The following is a 23,506-nucleotide window of genomic DNA, read 5'->3' as shown; positions in this document are numbered from 1 at the left end:
AGCGCCGCACTATTGCGCGCATTCGCTATGGCCGGTGGGTTTGCGACCGCCTGCGGCACCCGAGCAGAGGACGCCCGCCCGCGCATCGGCCGTCGATGCCCGAGACGACTATCACCCCACCGTCCGCGAGCCGACCGCAGGCCTGGACGGGCCCACCGTGTTCCGGTCCGCGGATCTCACACTGTCTCCCGACGACACTCTCGCGCGCCCGGCCCGGCCGACCGAAGCGATCGACTCGACCACCGACTCCGATACCGGTGGTGCCCAGCTCGGCGGTAAGGCCGATAGCGGCAAGATCGGCATGATGGGCACCTCATGTGGCGGTGTGGAAGCCCTGGGCGAGTCCTGCGGCCTGTGCACCCGGCCCACCTGGACAGTGCGGACCAAGAATCGCTGCCCCGGCAATGCGAACGGCCGGATCTTCCCTCATATCGAGATCCGGCCGTTCGGCCCCCGGCAGGTCGCCACCGTTAGCTGTTCATCCGGTCAGCACCACACGGTCGCCCTGGATCGAACAGTCGAACGGAAACCCCGGGGCCGCACAGATCTCCGAGAGATACTCCCTCGATCTGTTCGTACACGGTGTGGGCACGGTCGGTGACCTGTCCGTCGCCGGGGTGCGTTCAGTCGTCGGCCCCGTCCGCCGGCGATCGGGCATCGCCTTGTGGGTAGTGGGAACGCAGGATGTCCTTGCGGATCTTCCCGGTCGCGTTGCGGGGGATCTCGTCGAGCACCAGGGTCGACTTCGGGATCTTGTACTTGGCCAGGCGAGGTGTGAGGAACTCGACCAGTCGCTCGTGGTCGATATCGCTTCCGGGAGTGAGAGTGATGGCCGCGCAGCCGGTCTCGCCCCATTTCCGGTCGGGCACGCCGAACACGGCGCAGCCCGTCACGCCGGGCATCTCGAGTATCGCGGCCTCGACCTCGGCGGGGTAGATGTTCTCGCCGCCAGAGATGATCATGTCCTTCAGACGGTCCACGATCGATACGAAACCGTCCGAATCGGCCGTGCCCACATCACCGGAGCGGAACCATCGGCCGTCGGCGAACGCGTCGGTAGTGGCCTGCGGGTTGTTCCAGTAGTCGCGCATGACATTCGGTCCCGAGATCTGGATTTCGCCGCGCTCGCCGGGGGCCACGTTTCGGCCGTCCGCGTCGACAATCCGGACGTCGGTGAAGAAGTGCGGAACTCCGGCGGTGCCGAGTTTGCGTTCGGCATTGTCGGGGATGAGCACGAGGGTTCCGGGGCCGGCCTCGGTGAGCCCGTAGCCCTGGCACATCTTCACGCCGCGTTCGGTGTAGGTGCGCAGGGTCCGGGGCGGTACCGGGGCTGCACCGACGAGGACTCGGCGGACCCCCGACAGATCGGTGCCTGCCCAGCGGTCGTGTGCGGTCATCTGATCGAGCATGGTCGGTACGGCGAATGCGTAGGTGATGCGGTCGTGTTCGAGCACCTCGAGCACCCGGCCGGCGTCGAAGCCCGGTTCGATGAGCACGTTCCCGCCCTTGAGCAGGGTCGGCAGGGCGACCATGTCCAGGGCGGCGGTATGGAACAGTGGGGCGCAGACGAGGGCGATCTCGTCGCTGTGCAGGTCCAGATCGATGACCGCGTTCATCACCGCGAAGACGATATTGCCGTGGGTGAGCACGACACCCTTCGGTCGCCCGGTGGTGCCGGAGGTGTACATGATGAAGCAGGGGTCTTCGTGGCCGACCGGTTCGTCGATGCGGCTCGCGTCGGATGCGGCGAGCAGTTCTTCGTAACCAGGTGCGCCGTGGTCGTCCGGCCCGTCGAGGACCACGCGCCCGCCCAGATCGACGGCCCGCGCCGGGCCCGTCGCGATATCGGCCGTCGCGGTGGAGTGGATCAGTACCGACGCGCCGCAATCCCGCAGCGCGTACTCGATTTCGGCGGCGGTCAGCCTGGCGTTGAGCGGAACAAAGGTGGCGCCCAGCAGTCCCGCGGCGAACAGCGCTTCGAGATAGGCCGGGTGGTTCGCGCTGAGCAGCGCCACCCGGCTGCCCGAACCGACACCCAGGCCGCGCAGGCCGTGGGCCAACCGCGTGACACGGTCGTCGAGTTCACGGTAGGTCGTGGTCCGGCCGCCGAAGGTGAGTGCGACCTGGTCGGGGGACAGGCGGGCGCGCCGCAGCGGCCAGGAACCGATGCCCTCGTTGCGCATGGAACTCCTTCGATGGAAAGCCGGAGGCGCAGGGCGGCCCGCGCCTCCGGGGTGCGGGAGCGGGCGGGGCTACTCGAAGAAGCGGTACACGGCCTCGACGACCACGGCCGGGCGCTCGGCGCCCTCGAGTTCGATCAGGGCGTCGACGGTCACCTGCAGACCATTTTTCGGTAGCTCCTCGGCCTTCTTCAAAGTGGCCTGCAGCCGCACGCGACCGTTCGCGGGTACCGGGTTGGTGAAGCGCACCTTGTTCAGGCCGTAATTGACTGCCATGGTGACACTGTCGATCTTCAAGACCTCGTCCCACATCGGGATGATCAGCGAGAGCGTCAGGTAGCCGTGGGCGATCGGCCCGCCGAAGGGGCTTTCCGCCTCCGCGCGCTCGGGATCGACGTGAATCCACTGGTGGTCGTCGGTAGCGTCGGCGAATGTATCGATGCGTTGCTGCGGGATCTGGATCCAGGAGCTCGTGCCGAGCGACTGCCCCTCGAGTGCCGCGAGTTCGGCCAGTGTGGCGACGCGGGTGGTGGTCATGGTGTCTCCTGTGGGTTCGGGAAGAATCAGCGTTCGATATGGAGTGCGCGCAGCGCGTTCTCCTTGAAGATCAGCGGCCGGACCTCCGGCTTGATCTCGAGTTTCGCGAAGTCGGTCATCCAGCGGTCCACCTGGATCACGGGGAAATCGGAGCCGAAGAGCACTTTCGATTTCAGCATCGAATTCGCGGCCCGCACGAGTTGCGGCGGAAAATATTTCGGTGACCAGCCGGACAGGTCGATATAGACATTGGCCTTGTGCGTGGCGATCGCGATCTGGGAATCCACCCATGGCACCGCGGGGTGCGCCATGATCAGCGTGAGGTCAGGGAAGTCGGCGGCCACGTCGTCGAGCAGCATCGGGTCGGAGTACCGCAGCTTGATGCCGTGTCCGCCCGGCAGACCGGCGCCGATACCGGTCTGGCCGGTGTGGAAGAGGACGGGCACACCGGCCTCTGTCAGTGCCTCGTACAGGGGATAGAAGGCCCGATCGTTGGGTTCGAATGCCTGCATGCTGGGGTGGAACTTGAACCCCTTCACCCCGAATTCGTCGATGAGGCGGCGGGCGCGGCGCACCGCCGCCCGGCCCTGCCACGGGTCGACGGACCCGAAGGGGATCAGGACGTCATTGTGGGCAGCGGCCTTCTCGGCGATCTCCTCGACCGAGTTGGGCGAGTGCCCACTGCCGGACTGCGCGTCGACGGTGAACACCACGGCGGCCATGTTCCGCCGCCGGTAGTGCTCGGCGATCGAGTCGATGGTGGGCGTGCGGTCCTCGCCGGATTTGAAGTATTTCTCCGATGCCGCCATGAGCTCGTCGTCGAGGGAACGGTGCCCACATCCGTCGACCTCGACATGGGTGTGGATATCGATCGCTTCGATACGGTCGAAGTCGATGGCGTACTCGTAGCGCGTCGTCATCGCCGCATCACTTTCCGCCACCGGTCAGTTCGGCGGGGAATTCCTCGCCGACCGATTCGCGGTGTTCGGACAGGTTCGGCCATTCGGCGGCGAGGTCCTCGGCGGACCAGCCGTTGTCGTGGTAGCTGATACCGCTGAGCTGGGGGTGGGTCCAGAGGGCGACGCGGTCACCGCCGATGGCGAAGGCTTGACCGGTGATATCGGCGGCTTCGTCGCTCGCCAGGAAGGTGATGATCCCGGCGGCGTCGTCGGCGGTGCCCAGGCCGATGTCGCGCCGCAGCAGGGCGGGCAGCGTGCCCGTCTTTTTCGCCGACTCGATATGGGGTCGGAAGATCGGCATGGTCTCGGTCATCGCGGTCGCCGCGACCGGGCAGACCGCGTTCGCGGTGATTCCGGCGCGCTGCAGTTCCATCGACCAGGTGCGGACCATACCGACGATGGCGGCCTTGGCGCCGGAGTAGCTCGTCTGGCCGAAGTTGCCCCGTTGGCCGGCGGGAGAGCCGATGCAGATGATGCGGCCGCCCGCGCCCTGCGCACGGAAGCGCAGCACTGCCTCGCGAACACAGGTGAAGGTGCCACGCAGATGCACGGTGTTCACCGCGTCGAACGCCTCGTCGCTCGTCTTCCACACCACGGCGTCGCGGAGGATGCCGGCATTGGTGACCATGATGTCGAGTCGGCCGAATTCCTCGACCGCTGTCGCCACCAATTGCTGCGCCGTCTCGGTGGGCCCGACCGGGGCGACCACCGCGACCGTACGGCCACCGAGTGCGCGGATCTCGGCGACCGCCTTGTCGGCGGTTTCTTTGTCGACGTCATTGATCACGACGGCAGCGCCGTGGCGCGCGAGATCCTTCGCGTAGGCGAGGCCGAGGCCACGTCCGCTGCCGGTGACGACCGCCACCTTGTTGCTCAAATCCACTTCGGCTCCTTCGGGAGAGTTGCTCATCACAAGTAAACATCTATCATTGAGAAAGTCAATCATTTATTTCTGCTACTGTGTTCCCGGGCAGGGTGCGAACAGGAGGGTAGATGTCTCGATCACGGCAGGTGCAACTGGCCGAAGACCTCGGTTTTCTGCTGTCCCGGGCCGGCGGATTGGTAGCCGGACAGGTGAACCGAGCGCTCGCCCCCGTCGACCTCAAGGTGCGTCCCTACTCGGTGCTCATCCTCGCCTGTGAACAGGCCGAGGGGGTCAATCAGCGAAGCGTCGCGGCGACGTTGGGCCTGGACCCCAGCCAGATCGTTGCGCTGATCGACGATCTCGAACGACGCGGCCTCGTCGAGCGGGTCGCCGACGCCGCGGACCGGCGCAATAAACTGATCGTGGCCACCGACGCCGGCCGTGAGCTGCTGGAACAGGCGCACCGCAGGGCCGACGAAGTGCACGAGCGACTCTTCGGCGGGCTGCCCGCCGGTGTCGTGAACAGTTTGAAAGAGGCATTGCGCGCAGTGGTTCTCAACGAGTGACCCGTACCGCGAGTGTTGCCGTACCGGCGCGCGGTACGGCCGTACCACCATGAGTCGTCCCGCGACGGCGATAACCGCGCCCGCCGTTCTCCGCGAAAAAGAGCGGGTGGCCGGCAAGACGAGGATGGTCTGTGTAGGCCGTTCGAATTCGCCCCGGCTCGTACTCGACCTTCAAGAAATCCCCGGTGTCGGCTCGGAGCGGCGGTCAGTGCCTGGAAGCGCTCAGCCGTCGCTGTCGAGGGACAGCACGACCAGCGGTATGGGCCGGTCGATCTTGGACTGGAAGTCTGCCAGCAGGGGGTTGTTGGCCAGTACCCAGGCCGCGAACTCGTCGTAGTCCGCCCCTTCGAGCACCGTGCCGGTCGCCTGGTAGGTCTTGTCCCGGAGCTCGATGGTGACCCGCGGATTCACTTTGATGTTGTACCACCAGGCCGGGTACTTGTCCTCGATGAACGAGCTCACGTACATGGTGTCGTCCCGGTACAGGGGCCCCAGCGGAGTCGTGTGCTGCTTGCCACTCCTGGCTCCCGTGGTGGTGAGCAGGATGAGGTCCCCGCCCGCGTAGGCGCCGCCCACCCTGCCCGAGTTCTCCCGGAACTCCTTGATCACATCATCGTTCCAGTCGGCGATACCGCCCTCCTGGTCCCAGGCCTGGTTCCACGGCGCGTTCGGATCGTTGTAGTCGGTGATGTCGGCCTGTTCCGGCTGTCCCGTGATCGAGTCGGTTTCGCTCATGGTTCGAGTGTTTCGTGGATTCAGGACAGTTATCGTCCTGAACGACCCGGGTCTAGATGATGCGTTCGAAAACGGCTGCGAGCCCTTGTCCACCGCCGATACACATGGTTTCCAAGGCGTAGCGGCCCTCGCGGCGGTCCAGCTCGCGCAGCAGGGTGGCGAGGATGCGGGCTCCGGTAGCGCCCACCGGGTGGCCCAGTGAGATACCCGAGCCGTTGGGGTTGAGGCGTTCGTCGTCGGGTTCGATCTTCCAGTTGCGCAGAACCGCGAGGGTCTGCGCGGCGAAGGCTTCGTTGAGTTCGATGACCGACATGTCGTCGAGCGAGAGATCCATTCTCGCCAATGCCTTTTCGGTCGCGGGAACCGGTCCGATGCCCATGGTGCGTGGTGGTACTCCGGCGACGGCCCAGGAAGCGAGACGGGCGAGTGGCCGCAGGCCCAGGGTGCGGGCGCGCGCGACGGTGGTGACGATACACAGCGCGGCCCCGTCGTTCTGACCGCTGGCGTTACCGGCGGTCACGGTCGCGTCGGGATCGACACCGCCGCGGATCGGGCGCAATTTCGCCAGGGCCTCCACAGTGGTGTCGGCCCGGGGGTGTTCGTCGGTGTCGATGACTATCGGGTCCGATTTCCGCTGCGGGACCGCCACCCCGACGATTTCGTCGGCGAACCGACCGGCCCGCTGGGCGGCGACGGCCCGCTGGTGTGACTGCACCGCCAGCGCGTCCTGATCCGCGCGGCCGATGGAGTATTCGGCCCGCAGATTCTCCGCGGTTTCGATCATGCCGCCCGGAACCGGGAAATTCCTACCGCCCGCGCTGACCCGGGCCCGGGCCAGCCGGTCGTTCAGGGCGATACCGTCGCCCTTGACGCCCCAGCGCATATCGGTGGCGTAGAACTCCGCCCGGCTCATGGATTCTGTACCGCCGGCCAGCACCAGATCGCTGCCGCCGGTGGCGACCTGCATACACGCCTGCAACACGGCCTGCAGTCCAGACCCGCAGCGTCGGTCCACCTGCAGGCCGGGCACCTCGACCCCGAGCCCGGCGTCGAGTGCCGCGACCCGGCCGATCGCGGGCGCCTCGCCGTTGGGGGAGGCCTGGCCGAGGACGACGTCGTCGATCTGGTCCGCGGATAGGCCGGTGCGATGGAGGAGTTCGGTGATCAGGCCGGCGGCCAGGGTTTCCGGGGCGACATCCTTGAACACCCCGCCGAACCGGCCCACCGGGGTGCGCAGGGGTTCGCAGATGACGGCGTCGATCATGGCATTCCTTCGTGGTGCTCAGGCGCGGTTCTGGACCTGCGCGAGATCGGTGCTGATGGCCGCGGCCGTGGCGAGCAGCGGGGGCAGCAGGTCGGCCCGTACGCGCTCGGCGGTGTAGCGGGCGGCGTGGGTGGAGATGTTCACCGCGGCGCACACCGTGCCGGTGTGATCGCGGATGGGGGCGGCCATCGAGCGCAACCCCTGCTCGAGTTCCTGGTCGACCAGGCAGTAGCTGGATTCCCGGGTGCGGCGTACCTGTTCACGCAGTTCGTCGGCGGTGAGGACGGTGCGGTCGGTGAGCGGGGTGAGGGTGACTTTCGCCAGATATTCCTCGAACGCCGCCGCGGAGAGCCCGGCCAGCAGTACCCGGCCCATCGAGGTGCTGTAGGCGGGGAAGCGGGTGCCGATGGTGATCGAGACGGTCATGATGCGACTGACCGGTACCCGGGCCACATACACGATGTCCTCGCCGTCGAGGATGGAGACCGAGGTCGATTCGTGCACCTGGTTGGCCAGGCTTTCCAAATGAGGTCCCGCGACCTCTGGCAGGCTCAGACTCGACAGATAGCTGTAGCCGAGCTCCAATACGCGGGGGGTGAGCCAGAACAGCGAGCCGTCGGTGCGCACATACCCCAGTTCCACCAGGGTCAGCAGGAAGCGGCGCGCGGTCGCCCGGGTCAGGTCGGTGGCCTTGGCGACCTCGCTGAGTGTGCGCCGGGGATGGCCGGCGTCGAAGGAGCGGATCACGGCGAGGCCGCGGCCCAGCGACTGCACGTAGTCCGGTGAGGGTTCGGTCATGGTCGGTGTATTTCCTCGTCGGCGGGTCCGGCCGCGGTGTCGTCGGCCGGGCGGGACCCGACACCGTCGGCCAGCGCCGCCTTGCCGAGTCCGAAGGCGAGGTTACTGTTCGGCACACCCGCGTAGACCGCGGTGTGCAGGAATACCTCGGCGAGCTCGGCCGGCTCGAGGCCGGTCCGCAGTGCGGCGCGTATATGCATATCGAGCTCGTGGGTGTTGCCCACGGCGGTGAGCACGGCGAGGGTGAGCAGCCGCCGGGTGTGCTGATCCAGGCCGGGTCGGCTCCAGACATCGCCCCAGGCGGTGCGGGTGATGAAATCCTGGAACGGCTCGGTGAATTCGGTGGTTCCGGCGACGGCGCGGTCGACATGGGCGTCGCCGAGCACCGCGCGCCGCACCCGCATCCCCTGCTCGAATGCCGCGGCACGTTCGCGCCGGCCGGCGATATGCGCGGTGATCAGTGCCGATACCGGTCCGGCCTGTTCGACATTGGCCAGGTGGGCGGCGGGATCGAGCACGTGCAGTACGGAATCCGCGATCCCGTCGGCGAGGCTCCGCATATCGCCGGGGGTGGTGGCCGGGTCCTGGGCGCCCGCGATCACCAGGGTGGGTGCGGTGATCCGGGCGAGATCGGGGCGCCCGTCCCAGTGCGCGAGGGCGACACAGCAGGCGGCGTAGCCCGCGTCCGGCGTGGCGGCGACCATGGCCCGGCTGCGGGCGACGAGCTCGGGGTCACGGGCGGCGAGGCCGTCGGTGAACCAGCGGCCCACCACGGCCTCGGCGAGAGATCCGGTGCCCTCGGCGCGCACCGCGGCGGCCCGGTCGAGCCAGGTCTGCGGGCTACCGAATTTCGCGGCGGTGCAGAGCAGGGTCAGGGTGCGGACCCGGGTGGGATGGTAGGCGGCGATCCGCTGGGCGACCGCACCGCCGAGCGACAATCCGATCAGGTGCACCGCGTCGCGGCCCACCCGGTCCAGCAGCGCGAGGACATCACCGGCGAGTTCGGCGACGGTGTAATCACCTGCCGGAGAGGGAGAGTCGCCGTGCCCGCGCAGCTCGACGGCGAGTACCTCGTGGCCGGCGGCCAGCGCGGCGATCTGCGGGTCCCACATCGACCGGTTCGAACCGAGCGAGCCCAGCAGGACGACGGTCGGCGCGTCCCCGGTGGGGCCGAAGGCCTGGTAGGAGAGTTCGACGCTCGTGGTCGGTTCCGCTGCGGTCGACGCCATATCACCTTTTCCGTTCGGTTCGTTCTCGGTCGCGGGTCACTGTGGCCCGGTGGCTTGGTCGGTGTCCGGCCCGCCGGTCTCGTCACCGCGTTCGTCGAGTACCCGCGTGACGAAATCGGCTGCGTGGCCCAGATATCCGGCGGGGTCCAGCAGTTCCCGGACCCGGTCGGCACCCAGGAATTCGACGATCTCGGGATCGCTGTCCAATGCCGGTGGGTCGGCGGTGGCTGCGGCGGTGACGATCTCGCGCGCCCGTTCGGTGTGCTCGGAGAGCGCCGCGGTCACTCGTTCGGCCAGCAGCAATCCGCCGGTGACGGCGAGATTGCGCGACATCGCCGTGGGATCGACCCGCAGCCCGGCCAGGCTCTGGGCCAGCCGGTGGGCGGCGCCGCCGGTCAGGCGGAGCAAGTCGGTGACGGTTTCCCATTCGGCGTGCCAGGCTCCGGCGGCACGCTGCATTTCGTGGTCCATCGCGCCGAGCGCGGTCGCGACCAGCCCGGGGACGCGCCGGGCCGCGGCGCGTGCGGTGATCGCGGCCACCGAGTTCCGCTTATGGGGCATCGCCGACGAACCACCGGGCGAATCCTCGCTCACCTCATTGATTTCGGTAGCGGACAGCGTCACGATATCGGTGGCGACCTTGCTCACCGCACCGGCGGCCACGCCCAAGGCGGTGGCGAGTTCGGCGAGGGGCGTGCGGTCGGTGTGCCACGGCACCCGCTGCGGCGCCAGCCCCAATTCCGCCGCGAGCGCGTCGGCGACCGCCGGACCGTGCGGGTACAGCGCGGCGAGGGTCCCCGCGGCACCGCCGAACTGGACCGGCAGGTCGGCCAGCGCGGCGGTGACCGAGCCCGCCGCCCGGTCGAGTGCGACGCACCAGCCGGCCGCCAGCGCACCGAAGGTGGTGGGCAGGGCCTGTTGACCGAGGGTGCGCGCGGCCATCGGGGTGTCCCGGTGGCCGCGGGCCAGGGTCGCGGCGGAGTCCGCCGCGGCGCGCAGGTCGTCCACGATCAGCGTCCCCGCCCGCTGGGCCAGCAGTGCCAGGGCGTTGTCGAGGATGTCCTGGCTGGTGGCGCCCTTGTGGACGGCCGCCGGGGGCACGTGCGCCGCCGCGCAGGCCCGGCGCAGTTCGCCGACGAGCGGAATGACCGGGTTACCGCCGGTCACCGCGGCACCGCCGAGCTGCTCCGGGTCCAGTCGTCCGGCCAACTCCGGTCCCGCCGCGTCGATGGCGTTCGCGTATTCCTCGTCGAGCACCCCGGTGGCGGCCTGGGCGCGGGCCAGCGCGCACTCGACCTGGATCAGTGCGGTGATCCAGGCGCGGTCGGACAGGGCGGCGCCGAGTTCGGCCGCCCCGAAAAGCGGATCGAACAGCTCTCCACGCGGCACTCGGATCCTCCTAGAAGTGGAAGAACGGCGTCTCGGCGCCGTCCGGATCGGCGTCCTGTACGACGATGTCGAGGTGGTAGCCCTCGGCGGTGGCGCGGGCGATCAGCTTGTTCCGCTGGGGCGCGGGCAGCGCGGCCAGAACAGGATCGGCGGCGTTGGCGGACTCTTCGTCGGCGAAGTAGAGCCGGGTGACCAGTCGGTTGAGTATGCCGCGCGCGAAAATCGACACGTTCAGATGCGGCGCTTCGGTTTCCCCGTCGCTGCCGGTGAGGGCTCCGGGTTTTACCGTGGTGAACCGGACGGTGCCGGTCGCGTCGGCGGGGCAGCGGCCGAAACCGCGGAAAGCGGGGTCGGTCTGCGGGCGCGGGTCGTCCGGATGCTCGAATACGCCGTCGCGATTGGCCTGCCAGACCTCCACGAGCGCGTCCGCGACCGGTGTCCGGGCCCCGTCGCTCACCGTCACTGTGACGGTGATGGCGCCGTCCGTGCCGGGGGCGACCACATCGGGGCCGTCCGGCCAGGGGAGTCCGATATGGAGGAAGGGGCCCACGGTCTGTGACGGGGTGGGGCCGAACTCCACCGTGGTGAAATCGCCGGTGGTCACCGGATAGCGGGGGGCGAAATCGGTGTCATTCATCGTGGTCGTCGTCCTCCTCGAACGGGGTCGCGTCGCGGCCGCGTAGCACGATGTCGAACCGGTAGCCCACCGCCCAGTTGTCGGTGGTGGCCTCGTAGTCGAATGTGCTCACCATGCGCTGGCGGGCGCCGTCGGGGACCGAGTTGTAGATCGGGTCCTGGAAGAACATCGGGTCGTCCGGAAAGTACATCTGGGTCACCAGGCGCTGGGTGAAGGCGCGCCCGAACAGCGAGAAATGGATATGGGCGGGGCGCCACGCATTGTGGTGGTTGCGCCACGGATAGATGCCCGGCTTGATCGTGGTGAACGAGTAGTGACCGTCGCGGTCGGTGAGTACCCGGCCGACGCCGTCGAAATGCGGGTCCAGCGGGGCCGGCCACTGGTCGCCCTGGTGCCGGTAGCGCCCGGCGGCATTGGCCTGCCAGACCTCGACCAATGTGTTCGGTACCGGTTTGCGGTCGCTGTCGAGGACGCGGCCGTGGACGACGATACGCTGCCCGGCCGCCTCGCCACCACGGGCCAGTGTCAGATCGGCGTCCGCCTCGGTGATCCGGCCTTCGCCGAGCACCGGACCGGTGAGTTCGCCGAGTCGCTGGGGGAGCAGGATCAGCGGCTGTTTCGGGTGGCGGAGGGCGGTGGTGCGGTAATCGGCGAAGTCGAGCGGTGCTTCCTCGTCCTTGTCGATACCGCGGTACCGCGGGGGCAATTGGAGCATGCGCGACCTCACGTTCGGGATGTGGACATTGCTACGGGATGCGAACAGCATAGGGCCCGGCTCGGACCGGATCAATGACCGTGCGCGAAGTTCACTATACGCACATGAGTTCACATTCCGCACAATTCTGGTTACTGTGGAGCGCGTGATGGACAAAGTCATTGCCACAGCCGCCGAAGCGGTCGCCGATATCCCCGACGGCTCTTCCCTGGCCGTCGGCGGATTCGGGCTGGTCGGGATCCCGGAAATACTGATCAACGCGCTGCTCGACCAGGGCGCCACCGATCTGGAGGTCGTCAGCAACAACTGCGGCACCAACGGCTTCGGTCTCGGGGTGCTGCTCGCGGCGCACCGGATCCGCCGGACCATCAGCTCCTATGTCGGCGCCAACGAGGAGTTCGCCCGCCAGTACCTGTCCGGCGAACTCGAGGTCGAGCTCACCCCGCAGGGCACCCTCGCCGAGCGGATGCGGGCCGGGGGCGCCGGAATTCCGGCCTTCTTCACCCCGGCCGGTGTCGGCACCCAGGTCGCCGAGGGTGGATTGCCGCTGCGCTACGACGGCGCGGGGGGCATCGCGGTGGCCTCACCGCCGAAGGAGACCCGGGTATTCGACGGGGTCACCTATGTGCTCGAGCGGGGCATCGTCACCGACTATGCGCTGGTCCACGCCTGGAAGGGCGACCGGCACGGCAACCTCGTCTATCGCGCCAGCGCCCGCAACTTCAACCCGCCCGCGGCCGCGGCGGGCCGGATCACCATCGCCCAGGTCGAGCATTTGGTGGAACCGGGCGAACTGGACCCCGACCAGGTGCACACCCCGGGGATCCAGGTCCAGCGGGTCGTACCCGTCGGCAAGGTCGAAGTAGGAATCGAGAACAGGACGGTGCGCGCATGACGCTGACCCGCGAACAGATGGCGGCCCGGGTCGCCGCCGAACTCACCGACGGCCAGTACGTCAACCTCGGCATCGGGATGCCGACGCTGGTGCCCAACTATCTGCCCGGCGATATCACCGTCGTGCTGCATTCGGAGAACGGTGTCCTCGGGGTGGGCCCGTACCCGACCGACGACGAACTCGATCCCGAACTGATCAATGCCGGCAAGGAAACCATCACCGTATTGCCCGGCGCCTCGTTCTTCGATTCCGCGCAGTCCTTCGGCATGATCCGCGGCGGTCAGGTCGATGTAGCGGTGCTGGGCGCCATGCAGGTCAGCGCTCGCGGCGATCTGGCCAACTGGATGATTCCGGGGAAGATGGTCAAGGGGATGGGCGGCGCCATGGATCTGGTGCACGGCGCCCGGCGGGTGATCGTGATGATGGATCATGTCTCGCGGTCGGGGGAGCCCAAGATCGTCGAAGAATGCACCCTGCCGCTGACCGGTCTGGGCTGTGTGGACCGGATCATCACCGATATGGGCGTGCTCGACGTGACCGAGCGTGGACTGGTGCTGGTGGAAACCGCGCCCGGGGTGACCGTCGCCGACGTCCGCGCGGCCACCGGCGCGGCCGTCGAGGTCGACGACGCGCTGGTCGAGCGGGTCGGTTGAGAGCGATGTCGTGATTTCGGCCGGTTCACAGGGCCGGCAGCTTGCCCATGGCCGTCCGGATCACCTCCAGGAAGAAGCGCTGGGCGGCGCTGCGTCCGGGTGCGTGCCGGGTGTAGGCGGCCACCTCGACCGGTTCGATGGGCCAGGGCAGCGCGAAGATCCGCACCGAATGGGTCCGGGCCAGCGCGCGGGCGACTCGCTCCGGGACGATCGCGACCAGTTCGCTGTCCTGCACCACGTACGGGAGTGTCGCGAACCGGGTGACCCGGACCGCGATGCGGCTCTCCAGCCGGTGTTCGCCCAGTGCCCGGCGCGGACCCAGATGTCCGCTGCCGCCGTCCACCACCACGTGTCGCTCCCGCTCGAGCTCGCCGTGCGTCGGTGTGCCGGTGCCCAGCCGGGGATGATCGGCGGCGACCATACCCGCGTACCCCTCGGTGAACAGGGGTGTCCGGCGCAGCCGGGGCGAATCGAGGACCGGGCTGGCCACGATGGCGTCCATCTCGCCGCGGGCCAGCCGATCGGTCGCGGTGTCGAGGTCGAAGGCCTGGACCTGCAGACCCGCCTGTGGCGCCTGGGCTGCCAGTTCGGCCAGGACCAGCGGCAGTACCGTTACCTCCCCCAGATCCGAGAGTCCCAGGGTGAAGCGGGTGGGCCGGCCCGGATCGAAGTCCGTGGTCGCGCCGAGTGTTTCGGTGACCTCCGCCAGTGCGGCGCGCAGTGGCGGGTACAGCCGTTCGGATTCCGAGGTCGGCACCAGGCCGCCGGGCCCGCGGACGAACAGTTCGTCGTCGAGCCGCCTACGCAATTTGCCCAGGCCGTAGCTGACGGTCGGCTGAGTGACGCCCAGCAGATCGGCCGCGGCTGTGACGCTGCGCGTCTCGTAGAGCAGGACGAATGTCCGGACCAGGTTGAGGTCCACCTCGAATGCCATAGATCTCCTCTATTCCACTTCAGAAAATCATCTATTGGATTTCTGAGGAAGCGGAGCTTAGCGTGAGTGCCGTCACAAGCCGGGTCGCATCGTGGCGACCCGAAGATCAGAAGAGAACCCCATCATGAACAAACTGCTGTCGTGGCCTGCCGCGCTGTGCTGGCTCACCGTGCTGCTCGACGGGTACGACCTCGTCGTCCTCGGTGCGGTCATTCCGACACTGATCGACGAGAACCACGCCGGGTTCACGGCCTCGGGCGCGACCTTCGCGGCGACCATCTCCCTGGTCGGCGTGGCCATCGGTGCCGCCGGAGTCGGTCTGCTCGCCGATCGCTACGGCCGGCGCTCGGTACTGCTGGCCTCGATCGCCCTGTTCTCGGTGTTCACCGTCGCGGTGCCGTGGGCCGGATCGGTAGCCGTGTTCGGCGCCTTCCGGTTGCTCGCCGGGCTCGGTCTCGGCGCCTGTATGCCGACCGCCCTCACCTTCATGGCCGAACACATGCCCGCCTCGCGCCGGGCCTTCGCCAGTACCTTCACCATGACCGGCTACCACTTCGGTGCGGTCCTGGCCTCACTGTTCGCGCTCTGGCTCGTACCGAACTGGGAGATCCTGTTCTATGCCGGCGGTATCGCCGGTTTCCTGCTGCTGCCCCTCATGTGGTGGAAGTTGCCCGAATCCGATGCCTATCTGGCGGCCCAGAGCAAGACCGAACGCGTCGGCCCCACTGTGGTCCTGCAGCCGAAATACCTGCGCACCACCCTCGGCGTGTGGGTCGGGTCGTTCATGGGTCTGCTGCTGGTCTACGGACTCAACACTTGGCTGCCGAAACTGATGCGCGACGCCGGATACAACATGTCCACGTCGCTGACCCTGCTGCTGGTGCTGAATATCGGCGCCATCATCGGCCTGATCGTCGCGGGGACCCTGGCCGACCGGCGCGGCACCAAACCGACCATCCTGATCTGGTTCGGTGCGGCCGCGGTGCTGCTCGCCCTGCTGAGCATCAAAGTGCCGAACACGTTCCTGCTCAATGCCCTGGTGCTGGTGACCGGTATCTTCGTCTTCTCGGCCCAGGTGTTGGTCTACGCCTATATCACGCAGGCCTACCCGGCCGAGGTCCGCGCGACCGCGCTCGGTCTCGCTTCCGCGGTCGGCCGCCTCGGCGCCATCTTCGGGCCGAGTATCACCGGGGCGCTCATCGTGGCCGGTTCCGCCCATCCGTGGGGTTTCTACTTCTTCGCGGTGGTCGCCGCGATCGGGTTGCTCGCGCTGGCGACGGTTCCCCGCCTGGCCGCCCGGCACTCGGAACCCACGGCCTCGGCACTCGGCACCGGACGCGACGATACGAAGGAGTACGCACTGTGACCACCACTCGGACCCAGGTAGCGATTGTCGGGGCGGGCCCGGCCGGGCTGCTGCTCTCCCATCTCCTGCACCGATCCGGAATCGACTCGGTGGTCATCGATATCCGCAGCCGGCACGATATCGCCACCACCATCCGCGCCGGAATCCTCGAAGCGGGGTCGGTGCGCACCTTGGTCGACTCCGGGGTGTCCGATCGGGTGATCACCGACGGTGACCGCCACGACGGTGTGGTGTTCCGGTTCGGTGGCGAGAACCACCGCATCGACTTCCAGGAGCTGGTCGGTGAATCCGTCTGGCTGTACCCCCAGAACGATGTCTTCATCGATCTGGCGGCCCGCCGCGAGATCGACGGGGGCGATGTGCGCTACGGCGTCGCCGATACCGTGGTCGACACCTCCGGCGCACGGCCAGTGGTGTCCTTCATCGATGCCGACGGTCGCCCCGGCCGGATCGAGGCGGAGCTGGTGGTCGGTTCCGACGGCTCCCGGTCGATCTGCCGCAAAGCCTTCCCGGCCGGGACCCGCGGTGAATGGTTCCGCGAATACCCGTTCGCCTGGTTCGGGTTCCTCGCCGAGGCACCGCCCTCGCATCCGGAACTGATCTACGCGCAGTCCGAGCACGGCTTCGCGCTGGTGAGCCAGCGCACGCCCACGATGCAGCGGATGTATTTCCAGTGCTCGCCCGGCGAGCGGCCCGAGGACTGGGACGACGACCGGATCTGGGCGGAGATGCGCCGCCGGGTGAACGGGAACGGTTTCGAGATCCAGGAGGGGCCGATCAGCGCGAAGATGGTGCTGCCGTTCCGCTCCTTCGTCACCGCCCCGATGCGCTACGGGCGGTTGTTGCTCGCCGGCGATGCCGCGCACACCGTACCGCCGACCGGAGCCAAAGGGCTCAACCTGGCGCTCGCCGATGTGCGCGTACTGCACGAGGCGATCACCGATTTCCTGGCCGGCGCCGGAGACGAGGCCCTGGACCGCTACACCGACCGTGCTCTCGACCGGGTATGGAAGGCCCAGCACTTCTCGTACTGGATGACCACCATGCTCCACTCCGTGGAGGGGGCGTCCCCGTTCGATATCGCCCGGCAGCGCGGCGAACTGGCGCTGGTCACCGGTTCCCGGCACGGCGCCGCCTATCTGGCGGAGGCCTATACCGGGTGGCAGCAGGCGGCCTGATTGCGGTCGCCCGCTGCCGGATCTACGCGTGAGCGCAGGGCCGGTGCCCGGTCCGCGCCATCGGACACGGGCGATCGACACAGCGGACGGGTGCGGCGAGGATACTCGTCCTCGCGGCCACCTCTGCTACGCACGACACCGCATTTCAGGAGTTCGCTATGACCACCACCGCCGATTCGGCCGCCACCGCTTGGCGCGCCGCGCTGTTCGACGGCAGCTTCCGTCCGACCTCCCGCACCCTGCCCGTGGTCTCGCCGGCCACCGGGGCGGTGCTCGACACCGTGGGCGAAGCCGGGACCGCCGAACTGGAGACAGCGGTGCGCTCGGCCACGGCGGCGCAACAGGACTGGGCGGCGCGCACCTATGACGAACGAGTGGCCGTCCTGCTGCGCGCCGCGCAGCTGCTGGGCGAGAATCCGGACCGGCTCGGCTCCTGGCTGGTGGCCGAAGCGGGGTCGGGGCAGGGTAAGGCGGCCTTCGAGGTCGGTCTGGTGACGAGCGAACTCCAGGAGTCCGCGGCCCTGGCCGCGCATCCGTACGGGGAGATGCTGCGGTCCGGGAAACCGCGCCTGTCGATGGCCCGCCGGATTCCGGTGGGAATCGTGGGCGTGATCTCGCCGTTCAACTTCCCCGCCATCCTGTCGATGCGCTCGGTCGCACCGGCGCTCGCCCTGGGTAACGCGGTAATCCTCAAACCGGATCCGCGTACCCCGATCTCGGGCGGGCTGGCCCTGGCCGAAGTGCTGCGGGACGCGGGATTACCTGTTGGAGTGCTGCACGTACTGCCCGGCGGCGGCGACCTGGGTGCGGCGATGATCGAACACCCGCGGATCCCGTGCCTGTCGTTCACCGGTTCCACGGCCGCCGGTCGCCGGATCGCCGCGGCGGCCGGGCCGCTGCTCAAGAAGCTGCACCTCGAGCTGGGCGGTAACAATGCGCTGCTGGTGCTACCCGATGCGGACGTGCAGGCGGCCGCGTCGGCGGGTGCCTGGGGTTCGTTCCTGCACCAGGGGCAGATCTGCATGACCACCGGCCGGCATCTCGTGCACCGGTCCGTCGCCGAGGAGTACGTGGCAGCCCTGGTGGACAAGGCGCAGCACATTCCGGTGGGCGATCCCACCGACCCGGGCAACGTGCTGGGTCCGATCATCGATGCCGGCCAGCGCGACCGGGTCCACGGACTGGTCACCGCGGCCGTCGATGCGGGCGCTACGGTGGCCGCGGGCGGGCAGTTCACGGATCTGTTCTATCGACCGACCGTTCTCACCGGTCTCACCCCGGACAATCCCGCCTGGACCGAGGAGATCTTCGGCCCGGTGGCGCCGGTCCTGGTCTACGACACGGTCGAGGAGGCCGTGGATATCATCAATGCCTCCGAATACGGTCTGTCCGTGGGTATCCTCACCGGTGACGCGTTCAAGGCCTACGAACTCGCCGACCGGATCGTCTCGGGCGCCGTGCACATCAACGATCAGACCGTGGACGACGAGGCGCCGATTCCGTTCGGCGGTCTGAAGGCCTCCGGAGCCGGCGGCCGGTTCGGCGGGCCGACCGCCAACCTCGATACGTTCACCGAAACCCAGTGGATCACTGTGCAATCCGAGATCCAGCGGTACCCGTTCTGATTCGGCCACGAGCCACCGGTCAGGCCAGCAAGGCCTTGGTCTCCAATGCGTGCGGGGCGGCCAGTACCTCCGCGGTGGAGCCCTGTTCGACGACGGCGCCGTCGCCGAGGACCACGATCTGCCGGCAGTAGGCGGCGATCACTGCCATATCGTGGCTGATGACGAGTGTGCCGATGCCACGGGTGCGCCGGGTGCGCTCGATCAGGTCCATGATCGAGCGCGCGGTCCGGTCGTCGAGCGCCGAGGTTATCTCGTCGCAGATGAGGATGTCGGGCTCGGCGCCGAGTGCGCGCGCGATGGCGACGCGCTGGCGCTGGCCACCGGACAGTGCGCCGGGATAGCGGTGTAGTAGATCGGGCGCGAGGTCGACACTGCGCAGCAGGTCGGCCGCGCGTTCGGCGATCTCGGACCGGGCGGTGTTCCCGGCCAGGCGTAACGGTCGTGACAGGGACTGCAGGACCGTGTGTTTCGGGTTCAGCGTGGACAGCGGGTTCTGCGGGATCAATTGGACGCGGCGCCGGTCGCGCCGGGCTCGGCGGGCCCGGCCGACGGCCAGCGGACGGCCGTCGACCACGAGGGTGCCGGTGGCCTCGGTGTGTATTCCGGTGAGTACCCGCGCCAGCGTGGTTTTCCCGGCCCCGGACGGCCCGGCCAGGGCCACCGACCCGCCGGCCGGGACCGTGAGATCCACGGAGCGGAGCAGGCCGGTGCGCCCGGCCACCGCGGAGATCGCGGCTGCTTCCAGCGCGGGCGGCCCGGAGCGCGGTGGTTCCGCGGCGCGTGCGGCGAGCCGGGCCAAGGTGGTCCGTGATTCGCCCAGTTCGACGACCTCGTCGGCGAGGCGGTGCAGGATCTCGGTGTGGTGACCGGAGATCACCAACGCGATCTTGTCCTCGGTGGCCAGCGAGCGCAGGAGGTCGACGATCGTATTGCGCAGGTTTCCGTGCAGACCGGCGAGTGGTTCGTCGGCGACCAGGACGCCCACCTCGCGCACGAGGGCGACGGCGAGCGCAACCCGCCGCTGTTCGCCGCCGGACAATTCGCCGGGGCGCCGGCGCAGGAAGGATTCGGGCAGGTCCACCCGGGCGAGGGCGGCGCGGAGCGTGCTGTCGCTCGGGTGAACCGCTGCTTCTTCGAGCAGGGTGCGTACGCGCAGTGCGGGGTTGAGTGCGGCGCCGGGATCCTGATCGACGAACGCGATATTGCGTCGCCGGAAATCCTGCCGCGCAGCCGGGCTCAGGGCGAAGACATCCTGGCCGGCGACGTGCACGGTGCCGTGCGTGCGGTGGGCGCCCGGGGACAGATGCCCGAGCAGAGCCCGCATGAGCGTGGTCTTGCCGGTACCGGACGGCCCGGTCAACGCCGCCACCGTCCCCGGCGGCACCCGCAGCGATACCGGTGCCAGGAGTTCGGCACCGGACAGTGCGTGGATCGATAGATCGTCGACGACTACGCCGCCGTTCATATCGGCCGTTCCCCGGCGAACGCGGTCACCGCGCTGTTGACGCTGACGGCCAGTAGCCCGATGGCCAGGCTCGGCGCCAGCACCGCCGCCGGATTGAGCAGGATCCCCGGCGCGTTCTCCCGGACCATCACCGCCCAGTTGGCGGCGCCCAGCGAGGTCGGCAACTGTAGGAACGACACGGTGCTGACGATGTAGATGGCCTCCACGAACCGCAAACCGAGCTGGGTGAGCAGTGTGTGACGCAGATTCGGCAGCAATTCGCGGAATACCAGGTAGCCCAGTCGCTCACCGCGGGCCCGGGCGGCCTCGACGAAGCCCGCTCGCGCGACTCCACTCGCGGCCGCGGCGAATACACGCGCCGAATACGGGGTTCCCGCGACGACCGCGACAGCGATCAGGCCGGCGGTACCGGATTCGGGCCAGGACAGCATGAACAGCAGGATCGCCAGTACCGGCGGCAGCAGCATGCACAGGTCCGCGGCGCGTTCGATCCACGCGCCGGCGCGGGTGTGCAACGCGGCCGTCGCACCCAGGACGGCCGCGCAGGTGGTGACCAGCCCGGCGATGATCGCGGCGAGCACCAGTAACCCCCAGCCCCCGTGCAACAGCCGGCTCGTGACGTCCTGGCCGATCCGGTCGCCGCCCAGCCAGGCGCTGCCGCTGGGTTTCTCGAACGCGATACCCACGGGATAGTCGACCGGATGCGGTGCGAGGAAGGGGCCGGACACCGCGACCACGGTGATCAGGACGGCGGGGGACACGGCCGCCACGACGCCGCGGCGGGTGAGCACGGGCGTCATCGCCGGCCCCGGTTCGCCCAGATACGGATGCCGTCGGCGGCCAGCAGTACGCACATGATCGCCGTGCCGGTCAATGCCACGATCGCGGCGACCAGTGCGGTATCGCGATCGGAGACGGAACCGGCGATCAGCGCACCCACGCCCGGGTAGTTGAATATCGTCTCCACGACGAGGGCGCCGCCGAACAGGGTGCCCACGGAGGTCGCGAAGGACGCCGCGATGGCCGGGAGAGCGAACGGAACCACATGCCGGAGCAGGACGGTCCGCTCCGGTAGTCCGTTCAGGAGGGCGTTGTCGACATGGGGAGCCGTCGCCGCGTCGAGCACCGCGCCCCGGACCACGCGCGCGTTCCAGGCCGCCTGCGGTACCGCGAGCGCGAGGACCGGTAGCACCAGCATTTCCACGCTCGCCGGATAGCCCGATCGATCGGTGAAGGTCACCGAGGGAAGGACACCCAGCCACAGCGAGAACACCATTACCAGGGTGATCGCTACGACGAACTCCGGAATCGCGGTGGCGAAGGCCGTGCCCGGTTGCAGTACCCGGGCCGCGAGACCGGAGGGGCGTGCCGCCCACCACATCCCGCACAGCAGCGAGACCGCCACGGTGACCAGCATGGCGATCGAGGCCAACAGCAGTGTCTGGGGGAAGTTCTCGGCGAGCAGTGCGTTCACCGGCTGCCCATGAGCGGTGGTCCCGAAATCGCCCGTGAGCGCACCGGTGAACCAGGACCAGAAACGCTCCGGTAGTGGGCGGTCGAGACCCAGTTCGTGTTCCTTGGCGGCGATTCGATCCGCCGGCGCGTCCCGCCCGAGCACGGCGCGTGCGGCATTGCCCGGCAGCAGATCGACCACCAGGAAGACCAGGGCGAGCAGGATGAACAGCAGCGCGAGCCGGCGCGCCACCAGGCCGGTGACCTTCCTCAACTCGACAACCACGCGCGTTCGAGCTGCACCCGGCCGTACCCGCCGAGGGCGGGCAGCCCCTGAACCGAGGTGGCGGCGATATCGATACCGTCGGCCATGCCCCACACGAGGTAACCGCCGCGGTCGTACTGGATCCGTTGGATTTCCCTGCTCGCCTTGTCGAACTCGGTACCGACGGGCGCGGCGAGCGCCCGAGTGTAGGCCTTGTCGAAGGCGGAATCCGCGAAGCCGGTCTCGTTCCATGCGGTCTGCGAGGTCATGACCTTGCTGGCGAAGAACACCACCGAGTCGTTGGTGCCCCAGTTGACCGTGTAGAACGGTGCCTGCAGCCAGGTCCGGTCGTAGAAGTCGTTGGCCTCCTGGACGACGACCTCGATCTTCAGGCCGGCATCTCCGGCCTGGGCGGCGAAAACGCGGGCGGACTCGACTTCGCCGGCGGCCTCCTGTTTGGTCACCAGCCGATAGGTCTTCGATGTGTCGAATCCCGCCTCCGTGAGCAGCGCCTTCGCCCGGTCGATATCGCGTGCGCGCTGCGGTAGGGAGCGGTCGAAGCTCGGATCCGCGGTACCGAGAACATCGTTTGCGACCGTGCCGTAACCCGACAGGGCCTGTGCCACCATCGCCTCGCGGTCGACGGTGAGGCGCAGCGCTTCCCGCACCCGCGGATCGGCGAACGGCCCATCCGAGGTACGCATGGCGATCGCCACCGCGACATCGTCGGGCCGCCGGACGACCTTCAGATCACCCCGGCGCTCCGCGGTGCGGCCGGCCACCGCGCCGACACTGGACGCCAGATCGATCTGACCGGACATGATCGCGTTCGACATCGACTCCGGGCTCTCGAACAAGGTGACCTCGATCGCGTCGAGCAGCGGTGGACCGCCGTGCCAGGCCTCGTTACGCACCAGCCGGGCATTGCCGCGGTCGAAGGATTCGAGCCGGAACGGTCCGCTGCCCACGCCGCGGGCGAAATCGGTGGTGCCCTCGGGTACGACGAAGGTCATCATCCGCAGCAGCAGCGGCAGTTGACTGTTCGGCGCGGCGCAGGTCAGCACCACCGCGTTCGGGCCCGCGGGCCGGATATCGGCCACCGAGGACACCGGAACCTTCGTTTCTCCGGCGATCTCGCGCAGCCGGCGAAGCGACCACACCACGTCCGCGGAGGTGACCGGCCGGCCGTCGTGGAAACTCGCGCCTTCGGCGAGCGTGAACGTCCAATTCCGCTGATCCGCGTCCGCCTCCCAGCGAGCCGCGAGTCGCGGAGCCACATTGGGGTCGGCGCCGGGCACGGTCAGCGGATCGTAGAGGAGCGACATGATCAGGAAATCACTGTCGTTGCTCAGCGTGGCGTGGGGGTCGCGCTCGATCTTGGACAACTTACCCAGCGCCCCGACGCGCAGCGTTCCGCCACGTCTGGGCGGACCGCTGGTGCCGTCACCCGAACCGGGAGAACCACTTCCACACGCCGCGACCACCAGTATCGCGCTCATGCCGAGACCGGCTCGGAACAGTCGGCGCCTGTTGATATCCACTACCCGACCTCGTCCGCTCGCCCATCAGAGGTTAGCCTCTGCTAACTCGATTGAGGTTATCGCGGTGTGCACACCGGGACAACAGATTCGGCTGGCCGGTGCGGACTCAACCGGGAGCGAGAGCGAACCGGGAGCAGGCGGGCAAGCAGGACGCCGGTGATCATCCATACGGCACGGGTGGTGTGGGTGTGTCGCACGGTCGGGCCCGCCGCACCACCGCCACCGCCACATACAGCGCGATCCATCCGAGCCCCCGAA

General features: G+C 68.4%; 22 protein-coding genes. 6 read left to right on the top strand and 16 right to left on the bottom strand.

Annotation, left to right across the window (positions count from 1 at the left end; translation table 11 throughout):
- Positions 1–623 precede the first annotated feature (623 nt).
- From NGR01S_RS04155 to NGR01S_RS04140, 4 genes are all read right to left on the bottom strand, one after another.
- Entirely contained in the window at positions 624–2,183 is a 1,560-nt protein-coding gene (locus NGR01S_RS04155; protein ID WP_063034792.1) for an acyl-CoA synthetase, read from the bottom strand.
- Positions 2,184–2,252: 69 nt separating this feature from the next.
- A complete protein-coding gene (gene couM / locus NGR01S_RS04150; protein ID WP_063034791.1) occupies positions 2,253–2,717 on the bottom strand; it encodes a p-hydroxycinnamoyl-CoA hydratase in 465 nt (154 codons plus the stop codon).
- 26 nt (positions 2,718–2,743) lie between these two features.
- Complete coding sequence (gene couO, locus NGR01S_RS04145) at positions 2,744–3,637, bottom strand: 4-hydroxyphenyl-beta-ketoacyl-CoA hydrolase (protein ID WP_063034980.1); 894 nt, start codon at positions 3,635–3,637, stop codon at positions 2,744–2,746.
- Between the two features lie 7 nt (positions 3,638–3,644).
- Positions 3,645–4,559, bottom strand: coding sequence for an SDR family NAD(P)-dependent oxidoreductase (locus NGR01S_RS04140; protein ID WP_063034790.1), 915 nt, complete (start codon positions 4,557–4,559; stop codon positions 3,645–3,647).
- A 110-nt stretch (positions 4,560–4,669) separates the two neighbouring features.
- Between NGR01S_RS04140 and NGR01S_RS04135 the strand changes: the two genes are divergently transcribed.
- Positions 4,670–5,107, top strand: a complete 438-nt coding sequence (locus NGR01S_RS04135) for a MarR family winged helix-turn-helix transcriptional regulator (protein WP_063034789.1) — start codon at positions 4,670–4,672, stop codon at positions 5,105–5,107.
- Between the two features lie 222 nt (positions 5,108–5,329).
- Here NGR01S_RS04135 and NGR01S_RS04130 read toward each other — a convergent pair whose 3' ends face one another.
- Genes NGR01S_RS04130 through pcaH form a run of 7 tightly spaced genes read right to left on the bottom strand, consistent with a single transcriptional unit; the run spans position 5,330 to position 11,874 of the window.
- Positions 5,330–5,842: a nitroreductase/quinone reductase family protein gene (locus NGR01S_RS04130; protein WP_063034788.1), complete on the bottom strand. Its 513-nt coding sequence runs from the start codon at positions 5,840–5,842 to the stop codon at positions 5,330–5,332.
- Between the two features lie 52 nt (positions 5,843–5,894).
- On the bottom strand, positions 5,895–7,106 hold the full coding sequence (locus NGR01S_RS04125; RefSeq protein ID WP_063034787.1) for an acetyl-CoA C-acetyltransferase: 1,212 nt from the start codon (positions 7,104–7,106) through the stop codon (positions 5,895–5,897).
- Positions 7,107–7,124: 18 nt separating this feature from the next.
- Positions 7,125–7,904, bottom strand: coding sequence for an IclR family transcriptional regulator domain-containing protein (locus NGR01S_RS04120; protein WP_063034786.1), 780 nt, complete (start codon positions 7,902–7,904; stop codon positions 7,125–7,127).
- Positions 7,901–9,133 carry a bifunctional 3-oxoadipate enol-lactonase/4-carboxymuconolactone decarboxylase PcaDC gene (gene pcaDC / locus NGR01S_RS04115; RefSeq protein ID WP_063034785.1) on the bottom strand — a complete coding sequence of 411 codons (1,233 nt, stop codon included), beginning with the start codon at positions 9,131–9,133 and terminating at the stop codon, positions 7,901–7,903. Before pcaDC ends, NGR01S_RS04120 begins: the two co-directional genes overlap by 4 nt.
- Before the next feature lie 36 nt (positions 9,134–9,169).
- Entirely contained in the window at positions 9,170–10,528 is a 1,359-nt protein-coding gene (locus NGR01S_RS04110; RefSeq protein ID WP_157107105.1) for a lyase family protein, read from the bottom strand.
- Between the two features lie 4 nt (positions 10,529–10,532).
- The gene (gene pcaG, locus NGR01S_RS04105; protein ID WP_063034783.1) at positions 10,533–11,159 is read right to left on the bottom strand and encodes a protocatechuate 3,4-dioxygenase subunit alpha; all 627 of its coding nucleotides are present in this window, start codon (positions 11,157–11,159) and stop codon (positions 10,533–10,535) included.
- The gene (gene pcaH / locus NGR01S_RS04100; protein WP_063034782.1) at positions 11,152–11,874 is read right to left on the bottom strand and encodes a protocatechuate 3,4-dioxygenase subunit beta; all 723 of its coding nucleotides are present in this window, start codon (positions 11,872–11,874) and stop codon (positions 11,152–11,154) included. Before pcaH ends, pcaG begins: the two co-directional genes overlap by 8 nt.
- A 148-nt stretch (positions 11,875–12,022) precedes the next feature.
- Here pcaH and NGR01S_RS04095 point away from each other — a divergent pair, with 148 nt between their 5' ends.
- The gene (locus tag NGR01S_RS04095; RefSeq protein ID WP_063034781.1) at positions 12,023–12,769 is read left to right on the top strand and encodes a CoA transferase subunit A; all 747 of its coding nucleotides are present in this window, start codon (positions 12,023–12,025) and stop codon (positions 12,767–12,769) included.
- On the top strand, positions 12,766–13,422 hold the full coding sequence (locus tag NGR01S_RS04090) for a CoA transferase subunit B (RefSeq protein WP_063034780.1): 657 nt from the start codon (positions 12,766–12,768) through the stop codon (positions 13,420–13,422). Before NGR01S_RS04095 ends, NGR01S_RS04090 begins: the two co-directional genes overlap by 4 nt.
- 25 nt (positions 13,423–13,447) lie before the next feature.
- On the opposite strand, the gene NGR01S_RS04085 is transcribed toward NGR01S_RS04090, so the two are convergent.
- Positions 13,448–14,356 carry a LysR family transcriptional regulator gene (locus tag NGR01S_RS04085; protein WP_063034779.1) on the bottom strand — a complete coding sequence of 303 codons (909 nt, stop codon included), beginning with the start codon at positions 14,354–14,356 and terminating at the stop codon, positions 13,448–13,450.
- Between the two features lie 124 nt (positions 14,357–14,480).
- On the opposite strand from NGR01S_RS04085, the gene NGR01S_RS04080 reads away from it, so the two are divergent.
- The 3 genes from NGR01S_RS04080 to NGR01S_RS04070 all read left to right on the top strand — a co-directional run bounded on the left by NGR01S_RS04080 (position 14,481) and on the right by NGR01S_RS04070 (position 18,525).
- A complete protein-coding gene (locus tag NGR01S_RS04080; RefSeq protein WP_063034778.1) occupies positions 14,481–15,722 on the top strand; it encodes an MFS transporter in 1,242 nt (413 codons plus the stop codon).
- On the top strand, positions 15,719–16,900 hold the full coding sequence (locus tag NGR01S_RS04075; protein ID WP_063034777.1) for a 4-hydroxybenzoate 3-monooxygenase: 1,182 nt from the start codon (positions 15,719–15,721) through the stop codon (positions 16,898–16,900). The genes NGR01S_RS04080 and NGR01S_RS04075 overlap by 4 nt, the downstream gene beginning before the upstream one ends.
- Positions 16,901–17,058: 158 nt before the next feature.
- A complete protein-coding gene (locus tag NGR01S_RS04070) occupies positions 17,059–18,525 on the top strand; it encodes an aldehyde dehydrogenase family protein (protein WP_063034776.1) in 1,467 nt (488 codons plus the stop codon).
- Between the two features lie 19 nt (positions 18,526–18,544).
- Here NGR01S_RS04070 and NGR01S_RS04065 read toward each other — a convergent pair whose 3' ends face one another.
- The 4 genes from NGR01S_RS04065 to NGR01S_RS04050 are packed head-to-tail and all read right to left on the bottom strand — an operon-like array spanning position 18,545 to position 23,206.
- Positions 18,545–19,990: an ABC transporter ATP-binding protein gene (locus NGR01S_RS04065; protein ID WP_063034775.1), complete on the bottom strand. Its 1,446-nt coding sequence runs from the start codon at positions 19,988–19,990 to the stop codon at positions 18,545–18,547.
- Positions 19,987–20,790 carry an ABC transporter permease gene (locus NGR01S_RS04060; RefSeq protein ID WP_063034774.1) on the bottom strand — a complete coding sequence of 268 codons (804 nt, stop codon included), beginning with the start codon at positions 20,788–20,790 and terminating at the stop codon, positions 19,987–19,989. Before NGR01S_RS04060 ends, NGR01S_RS04065 begins: the two co-directional genes overlap by 4 nt.
- Complete coding sequence (locus tag NGR01S_RS04055) at positions 20,787–21,716, bottom strand: ABC transporter permease (RefSeq protein WP_063034773.1); 930 nt, start codon at positions 21,714–21,716, stop codon at positions 20,787–20,789. The genes NGR01S_RS04060 and NGR01S_RS04055 overlap by 4 nt, the downstream gene beginning before the upstream one ends.
- Positions 21,713–23,206: an ABC transporter substrate-binding protein gene (locus NGR01S_RS04050; protein WP_157107125.1), complete on the bottom strand. Its 1,494-nt coding sequence runs from the start codon at positions 23,204–23,206 to the stop codon at positions 21,713–21,715. Before NGR01S_RS04050 ends, NGR01S_RS04055 begins: the two co-directional genes overlap by 4 nt.
- Positions 23,207–23,506 lie beyond the last annotated feature (300 nt).

Origin of the sequence: Nocardia grenadensis NBRC 108939 (assembly GCF_001613445.1) — a bacterium.
GTDB classification, from domain to species: domain Bacteria; phylum Actinomycetota; class Actinomycetes; order Mycobacteriales; family Mycobacteriaceae; genus Nocardia; species Nocardia grenadensis.
This window is presented reverse-complemented; position numbering and strand designations above follow the sequence as displayed.